Origin of the sequence: Paracoccus haematequi, from assembly GCF_900631945.1 — a bacterium.
GTDB lineage: Bacteria > Pseudomonadota > Alphaproteobacteria > Rhodobacterales > Rhodobacteraceae > Paracoccus > Paracoccus haematequi_A.
In genome coordinates, this window is record NZ_UZWE01000031.1 from 41,567 (window position 1) to 53,368 (window position 11,802).

Here is an 11,802-nt window from a genome sequence, read left to right on the forward strand (position 1 = left end):
ATGGGCGAAACAGGAGCGATTCTTCAATGTCCACCCCCGAGATGGACCCCCCCAGCCTTTACGCCAAGCGGGAGCCGATCTTCCCCAAGCGTGTGCAAGGGCGGTTCAGGAACCTCAAGTGGATCGTCATGGCCGTGGCCCTGACGGTCTATTACGTCATGCCCTGGCTGCGGTGGGACCGCGGCCCGACCATGCCCGATCAGGCGGTGCTGGTCGATCTGGCCAACCGCCGCTTCTTCTTCTTCTGGATCGAGATCTGGCCCCACGAATTCTATTTCGTGGCGGGCCTGCTGGTCATGGCGGGGCTGGGCCTGTTCCTGTTCACATCCGCCCTGGGGCGGGTGTGGTGCGGCTATGCCTGCCCGCAGACCGTGTGGACCGACCTGTTCATCCTTGTCGAACGCTGGATCGAGGGCGACCGAAACGCCCGCATCCGCCTGCACCGCCAGAAATGGGACGCGCAGAAAATCCGCCTCAGCCTGGCGAAATGGGCGGTCTGGCTGGTGATCGCGCTGATGACCGGCGGGGCCTGGATCTTCTATTTCACCGACGCGCCGACGCTGCTGCGCAACCTGCTGACCGGCGACGCGCATCCGGTCGCCTATATCACCATGGCGATCCTGACCGCGACGACCTTCTTCTTCGGCGGCTTCGCGCGTGAACAAATCTGCATCTATGCCTGCCCGTGGCCGCGCATCCAGGCCGCGATGATGGACGAGGACACGCTGACCGTCGCCTATCGCGAATGGAGGGGGGAACCGCGCGGCAAGGGCAATGTCCGCCACCGCCCCGCCGCCGTCGCCCTGAAGGCCGAATCCGAAAGCCACGCGGCCGGTCCGACCGCCGGGGGTCAATATCCGCCGGTGCCCTATCCCGGCGTGCGCACCGGCGTCGGCGGGCCGATCCCGGTGGATTCGGCGGGCGACTGCATCGACTGCATGGCCTGCGTGAACGTCTGCCCGATGGGCATCGACATCCGCGACGGCCAGCAGATGGAATGCATCACCTGCGCGCTGTGCATCGACGCCTGCGACGAGATCATGGACAAGATCGGCAAGCCGCGCGGGCTGATCGACTATATGGCCCTGAAGGACGAGACCGCCGAACGCGCGGGCGCCGCGCCGAAATCGGTCTGGCGGCATATCTTCCGCCCCCGCACGATCCTGTATTTCACGCTGTGGTCCGGGATCGGCATCGGGCTGATCGTCGCGCTGTTCGTCCGCTCGCCGCTGGATCTGAACGTCTCGCCGGTCCGCAATCCTCTGTTCGTCACCCTGTCGGACGGCGCCATCCGCAACACCTACGAGGTGCGCCTGCGCAACAAGCAGCACGAGGCGCGCAGCTTCAGCTTCGCGGTCGAAGGTGCCGATGACCTGACCCTTGCTGTCGAGGGCGCATCCGGCGGCACGGTTCAGGTGCCGGCCGACGAAACCCTCAGCCGCAGGCTCTATGTGACGGCTCCGGTCGGATCGCCGCTTGCATCGGCGGAAACGACAGCGTTGGATCTGGTGGTGCGCGACGATGTCGACGGAACGGCCGCCTCGGTCGGGACCGTCTTCCACGGAAAGGGCGAATGATGACTAGGGAACTGACGGGGCGGCATGTTCTGATCATCACGCTGGCGGCCTTCGGCGTCATCATCGCCGTCAACCTGGTCATGGCCTTCCTGGCCGTCGGCAGCTTTCCGGGGCTGGAGGTCAAGAACAGCTATGTCGCGTCCCAGGAATTCGACCGCGACAGGCATGCGCAGGAAAGCCTGGGCTGGACGGCCAGGGCCAGCTATGACGGCAAGGAGATCGCCATCGAGATCGTCGACCGCACCGGCGCCCATCCGATATTGCGCGATTTCACCGCGACGATCGGACGGCCCACGCACACGCGCGCCGACGTGACGCCGCAGTTCCAGGTGGTGGGGGGCGTCTATCGCGCGCCGCTGGTGCTGGAACCGGGGATCTGGAACATCCATGTCCAGGCGATGTCGCCGGACGGCACTCCGTTCCGGCAGCGGCTGGACCATTACGCCGGGGCACGGGTGAACTGATATGGCCGACCTGACAGCCTCGGGCTTCAGCGCCTGCCCTGCCTGCGATGCCGCGCCCCTGGCCCAACGGCTGGCCGACCGGGCCGAGATCGCGCAGGGCACCGTCATCCTGTCTCTGCCGACCGCCCATTGCGCGGCCTGCATCACCGATGTGGAAACCGCGCTGACCGCCCATCCCGGCGTCAAGTCGGCGCGCGTCAACCTGACCCTGCGCCGCGTCACGGTCGATGCGCCGGGCCTGACCGCCGACGACCTGATCCCGGTGCTGGCGGGCGTAGGATACGAGGCGCATGAACTGGATCCCGACGCGCTGTCGGCGACGACCGCCGACCGGCAGGGCCGCGACCTGCTGATGCGGATCGGCGTTTCCGGTTTCGCGATGATGAACATCATGATCCTGTCGGTCGCCGTCTGGTCGGGTGCCGAGGCCGCGACCCGCGACCTGTTCCACTGGATCAGCGGCGCCATCGCGCTGCCCACGGTTTTCTTCGCGGGCCAGCCCTTCTTCCGCAGCGCCTGGTCCGCGCTGCGCGTCGGGCGGTTGGGCATGGACGTGCCGATCTCGCTGGCGCTGATCCTGGCCAGCGCGATCTCTGTCTATGAGACGATGAATTCCGGCCATCACGCCTATTTCGACGGCGTGACGATGCTGTGCTTCTTCCTGCTGATCGGCCGCTACCTGGATCATCGCACCCGCGCCATTGCCCGGTCCGCCGCCGCCGAACTGACCGCATTGGAGGTTCCGCGCGCCACATTGCTGGCAGACGGGGCCGAACAGGTGGTCCCCGTCGCCATGCTGCGTCCCGGCGACCTGATCCGCATCCGCCCCGGCGCCCGGATTCCCGCCGATGGCGAGATCGTCGAGGGCCGGTCGGAAATCGACCGCGCCCTGCTGACCGGAGAAACCCTGCCGGTGCTGGCCGCGCCCGGCCAGATGCTGTCGGCGGGCGAGGTGAACCTGACCGGCCCGCTGGTGCTGCGGGTGACGGCGGCCGGGCGCGATTCGTCGCTCGCCCGCCTGACCGCCTTGGTCGAGGCCGCGGAATCCGCGCGCGGGCGCTATACGTCACTGGCGGACCGGGCCTCGCGCGCCTATTCGCCCAGCGTTCACCTGATCGCGCTGTGCAGCTTTGCGGGCTGGATATGGGCCACGGGCGACCTGCGCCTGGCCGTGAACATCGCGGCGGCGGTGTTGATCGTGACCTGTCCCTGCGCGCTTGGCCTGGCGGTTCCGGCGGTCGCCACGGCGGCCTCGGGCCGCTTGTTCCGGCGCGGGTTGCTGATCAAGGACGGCACCGCCCTGGAACGCTTGGCCGAGGTCGATACGGTCGTCTTCGACAAGACCGGCACCCTGACCATGGGCCGTCCGGTCCTGGTCAGCGCCGATCCGCTGCCCGCCGATCTGCGCCCGGTCGCCCGCGCCTTGGCGCAGGCCTCCTCGCATCCGCTGTCGGTCGCCCTGGCCGCGGCCTTGCAGGATCGGCCGGCCGACCTGACCGAGGTGACCGAACATCCGGGCTTCGGCGTCTCGGGGCGCTGGCAGGGACGGGTGGTTCGGCTGGGCCGGGCCGACTGGCTGGGCGTGGCCGACGACGATGAAAACAGGCCCACCAGTGCGACCTGGCTTGCGATCGAGGGCCAGCCCCCCGTGCGCCTGGAATTCACCGACGAGCTGCGTCCTGGCGCGGCGGATTGCGTGGCGGCGCTGCGCAAGGCCGGGCTGGGTGTCGTGCTGATCTCGGGCGACCGGCAGGCGGCGGTGGCGGATCTGGCCGATCGCCTGGGCATCCAGGACTTCCGCGCCGCCGTCGATCCCCAGGGGAAAGAGTCCATGGTCGCCGATCTTGCCGCCCAGGGCGCGCGCGTCCTGATGGTGGGCGACGGGCTGAACGACACGGCGGCGCTTGCCCGCGCCCATGCCTCGATCTCGCCCGCAAGCGCCCTTGACGCGGCGCGGGTGGCAAGCGACATGGTGTTGACTGGCAGCGATCTGGTGCCCGTGGCCGAGGCCGTGGCGACCGCCCGCCTTGCCACCCGCCGCATCCGACAGAACTTTGCGATCTCGATCGCCTATAATATCGTGGCGGTGCCGCTGGCTGTGGCCGGGATGGTGACGCCGCTGATCGCAGCATTGGCGATGTCGATCAGTTCGATCACCGTGACGCTGAACGCGCTGCGCCTGCGGGACTGAAGGGGAACGCCATGGAGATCCTGTCCATCCTGATCCCGGTTTCGCTGGCCCTGGGTGGGGCTGGCCTGGTGGCCTTCATCTGGGCCTTGCGGTCGCGCCAGTTCGAGGATCCGAAGGGCGATGCGGAACGCATCCTCAGCGACAAATGGGACGACCGGCCCAAACCCGACTGATCGGTTCGGCGAAGGAAAGCGGGCCAAAGAAAACGGGGGCGGAGTTATCTCCGCCCCCGTTCCGTTTCAAATGGTACCGGCCGATCAGCGCCCGACCACCTGACATTCCTGCGACCGGCTTGCGAAGCGTTCGCAGACCAGTTCGGCATTGGCCTTGGTCAGATTCGCGAAGCTGGGCTGGAAGCCGCGCCGGGTGTCGGCGACATGGCGCGCCGCTCCACCCAAGATCGCCCCGTCCTGCAAGGCGCTGCGCAACAACAGCTTTTCAGCCTCGGCCCTGGAGGTGAACAACCCCAGCGTCACGCCCCAGCCGCGACCGCTGGTGGCGGGGCGGGACACGATCTCCAAAGCTTCGGGATCGGCCAGGTCGCCTTCGCCCATCGCGGCCAGGATCACCGTTTCCGACCGGGGCTTGGGCGCGGGAGAAGCCAGCAGCGACAGCGAGGTGCCGCCGTTCTGCGGAACGGCCTCGGCCACGGCGCGGGCGATGGCTTGGGGGTCGGCGCCGGGATGCGCGGCCTCGGCCTTGGCGGCGGTGCGGGACCGGGGCGCCGGGGCAGGGCGGACGGATGCCGCCAGCACCGGGGCTGCAAGGCTGGCCGATTGCGCCTGCGGCGTGGGTTCCGGCGCGGCGGCCACGGTGGCGGGTTCCGGCGCGCGGCGGCTGGCGGGGCGGGCACTGGCCGTCAGGGTCAGGCCGCCCGTCGGGGCCGCCTGAGGCGCGGGTTGCGGAGCCTGGGCCACGGCGGCGGTCGATGCCAGGGCAGGGCGGCTGACCCGCACCGGCGGGGCCGAGGCCGACAGCACCAGCCGTTGCGGCTGGGGCGCGGTGGCGGCGGCCGATGGCTCGACCTGGGCGCGGCGCACCACGCGTTGCGCCAGCAGGCGCGGCGCCTCGGGCCGGACTTCGCGGACGCGATTGGGAACCCGCGTGAAGCCTGCGTCCAGCAGTTGCGCCATGACCTGATTGCGATGCGCGGTCGAGGTGCCGCCCAGGACTGTCGCGATCAGCCGCTTGTTGCCGCGCTGCGCCGAAGCGGTCAGGTTGAAGCCCGCCGCGCGGGTATAACCCGTCTTGATCCCGTCCGCGCCTTCATAGGCGTCCAGGAACCGCTTGTTGGTCGAGGCGACCTGCGCGATCCCCGCATCCGCCGAGCGGCGCGAGAAGATGTTGTAGTATTGAGGGAAGTCGTAGAACAGCCGGCGGCCCAGGATGGTCATGTCGCGGGCGGTCGAATAATGCCCCTCCTGCGTCAGCCCGTGGGCATTGCGGAAGTTGGTGTTCGTCATGCCGAGCGCGCGGGCCATCTGCGTCATCTGCTGGGCAAAGGCGGCCTCGGATCCCGCCAGCCCTTCGCCGATGGTGGTGGCGGCGTCATTGGCCGACTTGATCGCGGCGGCGCGGATCAGATAGCGCAGCTCGATTCGCTGGCCCGCCTTCAGGCCCAGCTTGGAAGGCGGTTCAGATGCCGCGTTGGTGGAAACGGGGAATTGCGAATCCAGCCGGACCTGCCCGCGTTCGATCGCGGTAAAGGCCATGTACAGCGTCATCATCTTGGTCAGGGACGCGGGATGCAGCCGCGTATCCTCGTTTTGCTTGTAGATCGGTTGGCCGGTGCGCGCGTCCATCACATAGGCGGCAAACGGGGCCGCCGAAAGCGTCGCCGGAACAAGCATGGCCAGCACAAGAAAGGCCCACAGCCGGGCTGTCTGGGAAATTCGGATCACTGTCGCGGTCTCTCTGCCTCGGGGCGGCATGTCGTTTGTCGCATGCCCTTGCTTAATATTCGGATAATAGCACGACATCTTTCGCCATGTAACCGCTCATTTGGTGTATTTTCCTGTCTTCGCTCGCCCCTGGGCGGGCTTTTCTCGGGCGGGAAATCGACTATATTGTTCCGCAAACAGGATCAGCATGACCAGATCGAACGACATGGCGCAGTGGATGACAGAGGGCGACGGACCTGACGACCAGATCGAACTGGTGGTCAAGCCGCGCACGCGCACGCAGCGCCCGCCGATGTACAAGGTCCTGATGCTGAACGACGATTTCACGCCGATGGAATTCGTGGTACATGTGCTGGAACGGCTGTTCAACATGACCCACGCCCAGGCGATCGAGATCATGCTGACCGTCCATCGCAAGGGGGTGGCGGTCGTCGGCGTCTTCTCGCACGAGGTCGCCGAAACCAAGGTCGCGCAGGTGATGGAACTGGCGCGACGGCAGCAGCACCCGCTGCAATGCACCATGGAAAAAGAATAGCAGTGACCGTGACGCGCCTTTCCCTCGCCCTCCCGGATGGTCATCCCGGAGGCGATTTTCTTGTCATCGGAGCGCGCGGGGCGGACGATCTGTCGCCGCTGGACCCGGCTCGCACCCGCATTCAGCAGGGGCACTTCCCCGACCATCGCGCCCTGGCCGCGCGCGGCTTCCAGGTCGCGCCTGTCGTCGAGGGCCGTTTCAACGCGGCCCTGGCCGTGCTGCCCCGCGCCAAGGCCGAGGGGCGGGCCCGCATCGCCGATGCCGCGTCCCGCCTGTCGCCCGGCGCGGTTGTGTGGATCGACGGGCAAAAGACCGACGGCGTCGATTCCATGCTGCGGGACTTGCGGCGATTGGCCCCGGTGGACGAGGTTCACAGCAAGGCCCATGGCAAGATATTCCGCGTGACCGTGCCTGTGGGAGATTGGCTGCCGCCCGACTGGTCCGCCCGCGCTCAAGAGGTCGCGCCGGGTTTCGTGACCCGTCCCGGGGTGTTTTCCGCCGATGGCGTCGATCCCGGCTCGGCGATGCTGGCGCAGGCGCTGCCCGACCGGATGCCGACCCGCGTGGTCGACCTGGGGGCGGGATGGGGCTGGCTGTCCGCGCAGGCCCTGGCCGGTCCGGGGATCGAGGTCATTCATCTGGTCGAGGCCGATCACGCCGCTCTGGAATCGGCCCGCGACAACATCGCCGATCCGCGCGCCCGTTTCCACTGGGCCGATGCGCGCGACTTCGCCCTTTCAGAACCCGTGAACGGCGTGATCATGAACCCGCCTTTCCATGACGGGCGCGCGGCCGATCCCCGGATCGGGGCCGATTTCATCGCGGCTGCCGCGCGCCTGCTGACGGGGGCGGGGCGTCTGTGGATGGTCGCCAATCGGCATCTGCCCTATGAAGCCGTCCTTTCGCAGCATTTCGCGCAGGTGACGGAACTGCGGGGCGACAACCGCTTCAAGGTGATCGAGGCGACCGGCGCGGGACGCGGCGCCGCGCGCAAGGGCCGCCGCTGATGAGCCTGTCGATCCAGGGCAAGACCGCGATTGTCACCGGGGCCGGGCGCGGCATCGGGCTGGCCGTCGCACGCCATTTCGTCGAACGCGGCGCTCATGTGATGTTCGCCGATACCGACGAAGCCGCCCTGGCCGAGGCGATGTCGGATTACGACGAACGCGACCCGCATGTGCGCGGCTTTTCCGGCCGGATGTCGGAAAAGCTGGCGACGGCGAACCTGCTGTCGGCGACGCTGGACGCTTTCGACCGTGTGGACATCCTTGTCAACGCGCACCGGCTGGTCAAGGCGTCGGATCCGCTGGACACGGATCTGGACGTGCTGGAACAATTGCTGCGCCAGAACATGATGGCCGGGCTGCGGATGACCCAGATCGTGGCCAAGCGGATGATCAAGCAGGCCGAGGCCGATCCCGAGACCGGGGCGGCAGGGGCCATCGTCAACATCTCGACCCTGGCGGCGCTGCATCCGGTGCCCACCATGCTGGGCTATTCCATCGCCTATGCGGCGCAGGAACAGGCCACGCGCGGAATGGCCCTGGCGCTTGCCCCGCACAGGATCCGGGTGAACGGGGTCCGCTTCGGCAGCGTCATGTCCCACGAGTTGAAGGATTCCCTGCGCGACAAGCCCGATCTGCGCAGCAAGATCGTCGCGGCGACCCCGATGGGGCGCATCGCAGCCGCCGACGAACTGGTTGACACGGTGCTGTATCTGGCCAGCGAAGCGTCCCGCTTTGTTACCGGGCAGATCGTGACCGTGGATGGCGGGCGCAGCCTCTCTGACCGGGTGGCGGTGCAGACCGTCTGATCAGCCTTGGTCTTCCGGGAAAGCCTCGCGGCAGGCCTGGACGACGGCCGCTGCCCGGTCGCTCAGTTGCGCCTTGCGCGCGGCCAGATTGTCGCGCTTGCGCTGTTCGGCCGCAGGGTCGATGGGAACGCGATAGCGTTCGGTATCCACGTAATCGCGCCAGCAGGGCTCATAGCCCACGACCGCGCGCCCGTCCTTGTCGCGCCACACCGACCGGCATTGCGTCAGGCGGTCGCGCACGACCTGCCGTTCCTCCCACGCATAGCCGCGCGCCAGGTTGCCCTCGACCTCGGCCAGCAAACGGCTGACGGTGCGGTACTCGGCGGTGTTGCCGCTGATGCAGCGTTCCTGGGGGGTGCCGCAGGCCGCCAGCAGCAAGGGCAGGGCAAGGGTCGCGGCAAGGGCGGTGTTGCGGGTCATGGCGGGTCTCTTTACAGCAGGCTCTGGGATGCTAACGCTGCCCGGTCGGGCTGGCAAATCAAGTTTGGAGAGCGTCGATGGAACAGGAACGCAGCACCGCCGCCGCTTGGTTCCGCAGCCTGCGCGACCGCATCGTCGCGGCCTTCGAGGGGCTGGAGGATCGCGGCCCCGGCGCGGCGCCGGCGGGCCGGTTCGACGTGACCCCGACCACCCGCGCCGAAGATGGCGGCGGCGGCCTGATGTCGGTGATGCGGGGGGGGCGCGTCTTTGAAAAGGTCGGCGTGAACTGGTCCGAGGTCCACGGCACCCTGGCGCCGCGCGCGCAGGCGGCGATGGCCTCCAGGGGGGTGCCGGGGATCGACCGCGACCCGCGTTTCTGGGCCAGCGGCATCAGCCTGGTCGCGCATATGCAGAACCCGCAGGCGCCCGCCGTCCACATGAACACGCGCATGTTCTGGACCCCCGGCGCCTGGTGGTTCGGCGGCGGCGCCGACCTCAACCCCTGCATCGAATATCCCGCCGACACCGCCCATTTCCACGCCACCCTGCGCGCAGCCTGCGATGCCCATGACAGCGGCTATTACGGCCGCTTCAAGGCCTGGGCGGACGATTACTTCTTCATCCCTCATCGCGGGCGGGCGCGGGGTGTGGGCGGCATCTTCTTCGACGACCTGAACACCGGCGACTGGCAGGCCGATTTCGCCTTCACCCGCGCGGTCGGAGAGGCGTTCCTGCCCGCCTTCCTGCCCCTGGCCGAAGCGCGGATGGCCCAGTCGTTCACCGACGCGGACCGCGACACCCAGCTGATCCATCGCGGACTTTATGCGGAATACAACCTCGTCTACGACCGCGGCACGAAATTCGGGCTGGAAACCGGCCACAATGCCGACGCCGTCCTGATGAGCTTGCCGCCGCTGGCGAAATGGGTCTAGCTAGGCCGCCACGCTCAGCAGCCAGCCGACCCCGACCACGATCAGGCCAATTCCGGCCAGTTGCAGCGGACCTACCGTCTGGCGGAACAGACGCCCGGACAGGGCCTGCGCCATCACCACCTCGACCAAAGCCAGGGTGCGGACATTGGCGGCGGGGGTCAGCGCAAAGCCGATGAACCAGAACAATGAGGCGAAAGCTCCCAGCACCCCGGCGCCCAGCGACACCCGCCATTCGGCCATGATCCCCGCCAGGGCGCGGCGGTCGCGCAGGACCAGCCAGGCGGCCATCACCACCGCCTGCATCCCCAGGGTGATCGCCAGGATGGTCAGGGCGCGGATCGCATAGCCCGCATCGGGCAGGGCCAGCAGCGCCCCGCGAAAGCCGATTGCCGACAGCCCGAACAGCGCGCCCGACAGCACTCCGGTCGCGACCGGCCCCCAAGCCGCCCGTTTCCACGCGACGCCTGAAGCCAGCACGACGCCCAGCGTCGCGACCGCGATCGCGCCCAGCCGGGCGGGGCCAAGCGGCTCGGCCAGGATCACCGCGCCGATCAGGGCCAGCGTGATCGGTTCCGTCTTCATCAGCGCGGTGGCGACGCCGAATCCCTGGCCCCGCATGGTCATCAGCATGAACGCCGTCGCCCCGATCTGGGCCAGGGCGCCAAGCGCGGCCCAAGCCAGGACCATCGTATCGGGCCGGGGAATTGGCATCCAGATCGCGGCCAGGGCCAGGGCGAGCGCGGCGAAGGGAAAGCCGAAGACAAACCGCACCGCGGTCGCGCCGACGGTGCCGACCTGACGCGTCAATCCCGCCTGCGCTGCATTCCGGGCGGTTTGCGCGGTGGCCGCGATCAGGGTTGCGGCCACCCAGATCATGCGCTGCGGACAGCCTCGATCATGGCGGCGACGTTGTCGGGGTCGGCGTCAGGGGTGATGCCGTGGCCCAGGTTGAAGATATGCGGTCCGCCCCGCAACGCGCGGGTGATGCGCTGCGCCTCGGCCACCAGGGCAGGACCGCCCGTGACCATATGCCGCGGATCCATGTTGCCCTGGACGCAGCCGTCGGGCTGGACATGCCGCGCCGCCCAGTCCGCGTCGACCGAATTGTCCAGGGCCACGCAATCCGCGCCGGTCGCGCGCGCGAATCCGACATAGCGTTCGCCCGCCTCCCTGGGGAAGGCGATGATCGGGACGCCGGGATGACGATCCTTCAGCGCCGCGATGATCCGGCGGGTGGGCGCCACGGCGAAATCGTCGAAATCGGCGCCCTTCAGGCTGCCCGCCCAGCTGTCGAACAGCTTGACGACCTCGGCCCCCGCCTCGATCTGGGCGGACAGGTAATCGATCGTCGCGTCGGTGATGCGGTCGATCAGCGCGGTGAAGGTGGCGCGGTCTTGGTCCTTCAGCGCATGGGCCGGGCCTTGGTCGGGCGTACCGCGACCGGCGATCATATAGGTGGCGACCGTCCAGGGCGCGCCGGCAAAGCCGATCAGCGCGGTCTCCTGCGGCAATTCGCGCGCCAGGATGCGCAGCGTTTCATAGACCGGGGCCAGGCGGTCGTGGATCTGGTCGGCCGGTCCAAGGCTCGCCAGATCCTTGGCCGAGGTGATGGTCGACAGGCGCGGCCCCTCTCCGGTGGCGAACCACAGATCGGCGCCCAGGGCCTGCGGAACCAGCAGGATGTCGGCGAACAGGATCGCCGCGTCGAAGCCAAAGCGGCGGATCGGCTGCAACGTCACCTCGGCCGCCAGCTCGGGATTGTAGCACAGCGACAGGAAATCCCCCGCCTGTGCGCGGGTCGCGCGATATTCCGGCAGATAGCGGCCGGCCTGGCGCATCATCCAGATCGGCGGGGTGGGCAGGCTTTCCCCGGCAAGGGCGCGCATCAGAAGTTTGGTCATGGGGCCTCCTGCGGCCCGTTCAAGGCGAGGCGGGGGGCGTTGTCAAGCAGCCTGCCTGCGGCTATGCC

12 protein-coding genes are annotated in these 11,802 nt (G+C 68.4%); 8 read left to right on the forward strand and 4 right to left on the reverse strand.

The window, feature by feature from the left end:
• Window positions 1-26 precede the first annotated feature (26 nt).
• Genes ccoG through ccoS form a run of 4 tightly spaced genes read left to right on the forward strand, consistent with a single transcriptional unit; the run spans window position 27 to window position 4,405 of the window.
• Complete coding sequence (gene ccoG / locus PARHAE_RS11270) at window positions 27-1,577, forward strand: cytochrome c oxidase accessory protein CcoG (protein WP_126154716.1); 1,551 nt, start codon at window positions 27-29, stop codon at window positions 1,575-1,577.
• On the forward strand, window positions 1,577-2,041 hold the full coding sequence (locus PARHAE_RS11275) for a FixH family protein (protein ID WP_126154761.1): 465 nt from the start codon (window positions 1,577-1,579) through the stop codon (window positions 2,039-2,041). Before ccoG ends, PARHAE_RS11275 begins: the two co-directional genes overlap by 1 nt.
• A 1-nt stretch (window position 2,042) precedes the next feature.
• Window positions 2,043-4,232, forward strand: a complete 2,190-nt coding sequence (locus PARHAE_RS11280; protein ID WP_126154717.1) for a heavy metal translocating P-type ATPase — start codon at window positions 2,043-2,045, stop codon at window positions 4,230-4,232.
• A gap of 11 nt (window positions 4,233-4,243) precedes the next feature.
• On the forward strand, window positions 4,244-4,405 hold the full coding sequence (ccoS, locus tag PARHAE_RS11285; RefSeq protein ID WP_126154718.1) for a cbb3-type cytochrome oxidase assembly protein CcoS: 162 nt from the start codon (window positions 4,244-4,246) through the stop codon (window positions 4,403-4,405).
• 84 nt (window positions 4,406-4,489) lie between these two features.
• On the opposite strand, the gene PARHAE_RS11290 is transcribed toward ccoS, so the two are convergent.
• A complete protein-coding gene (locus PARHAE_RS11290; protein WP_338142923.1) occupies window positions 4,490-6,133 on the reverse strand; it encodes a serine hydrolase in 1,644 nt (547 codons plus the stop codon).
• A gap of 217 nt (window positions 6,134-6,350) precedes the next feature.
• Between PARHAE_RS11290 and clpS the strand changes: the two genes are divergently transcribed.
• Genes clpS through PARHAE_RS11305 form a run of 3 tightly spaced genes read left to right on the forward strand, consistent with a single transcriptional unit; the run spans window position 6,351 to window position 8,481 of the window.
• A complete protein-coding gene (gene clpS, locus PARHAE_RS11295; protein WP_126154762.1) occupies window positions 6,351-6,668 on the forward strand; it encodes an ATP-dependent Clp protease adapter ClpS in 318 nt (105 codons plus the stop codon).
• 8 nt (window positions 6,669-6,676) lie between these two features.
• Window positions 6,677-7,675, forward strand: a complete 999-nt coding sequence (locus PARHAE_RS11300) for a class I SAM-dependent methyltransferase (protein ID WP_241232780.1) — start codon at window positions 6,677-6,679, stop codon at window positions 7,673-7,675.
• Window positions 7,675-8,481 (forward strand): SDR family NAD(P)-dependent oxidoreductase, encoded by an 807-nt coding sequence (locus tag PARHAE_RS11305; protein WP_126154721.1) that lies wholly within the window; start codon window positions 7,675-7,677, stop codon window positions 8,479-8,481. Before PARHAE_RS11300 ends, PARHAE_RS11305 begins: the two co-directional genes overlap by 1 nt.
• Here the strand turns inward: PARHAE_RS11305 and PARHAE_RS11310 are convergent, their stop codons facing one another.
• Window positions 8,482-8,901 (reverse strand): hypothetical protein, encoded by a 420-nt coding sequence (locus PARHAE_RS11310; protein ID WP_126154722.1) that lies wholly within the window; start codon window positions 8,899-8,901, stop codon window positions 8,482-8,484. It abuts the gene before it with no gap.
• Window positions 8,902-8,978: 77 nt separating this feature from the next.
• On the opposite strand from PARHAE_RS11310, the gene hemF reads away from it, so the two are divergent.
• A complete protein-coding gene (hemF, locus tag PARHAE_RS11315) occupies window positions 8,979-9,833 on the forward strand; it encodes an oxygen-dependent coproporphyrinogen oxidase (protein WP_126154723.1) in 855 nt (284 codons plus the stop codon).
• On the opposite strand, the gene PARHAE_RS11320 is transcribed toward hemF, so the two are convergent.
• Window positions 9,834-10,709 carry a DMT family transporter gene (locus tag PARHAE_RS11320; RefSeq protein ID WP_126154724.1) on the reverse strand — a complete coding sequence of 292 codons (876 nt, stop codon included), beginning with the start codon at window positions 10,707-10,709 and terminating at the stop codon, window positions 9,834-9,836. It abuts the gene before it with no gap.
• A complete protein-coding gene (gene hemE, locus PARHAE_RS11325) occupies window positions 10,706-11,734 on the reverse strand; it encodes a uroporphyrinogen decarboxylase (RefSeq protein WP_126154725.1) in 1,029 nt (342 codons plus the stop codon). Before hemE ends, PARHAE_RS11320 begins: the two co-directional genes overlap by 4 nt.
• Between the last annotated feature and the right edge of the window lie 68 nt (window positions 11,735-11,802).